Genomic DNA, 235 nt, shown 5'->3' with positions numbered 1-235 from the left:
GGACTTGCCGGTAGAGATCTAAATATCTGTCTACCATTGTATTGATGTCGTATTTCTCGGCCCGCTGCTGACAGCGTTTTTTCACCGCATCGTAGTGTTGCGGGTCTTCGTCCAACTTGCGGATCTCGGCGGCCAGGGCGTCCGGGTCATTGTCAGGCACCAGGATCCCCGCGCCCCCAACCACCTCAGAAAGCCCCGGGGCGTCCGTCGCCACAAATGGCTTGCCGCTGGCCAG

At 59.6% G+C, this 235-nt stretch carries 1 protein-coding gene; it reads right to left on the bottom strand.

The window, feature by feature from the left end; genetic code table 11:
* A partial coding sequence (locus ACRHNM_RS18240) for a glycosyltransferase (RefSeq protein ID WP_431138039.1) occupies window positions 1-235 on the bottom strand: 235 nt, incomplete at both ends.

The sequence above is a fragment of the Psychroserpens mesophilus genome (genome assembly GCF_050617655.1).
Taxonomy (GTDB): domain Bacteria; phylum Bacteroidota; class Bacteroidia; order Flavobacteriales; family Flavobacteriaceae; genus Psychroserpens; species Psychroserpens mesophilus_A.
The sequence above is the reverse complement of the archived record's forward strand: the minus strand, read 5'-3'. Positions and strand labels throughout refer to the sequence as shown.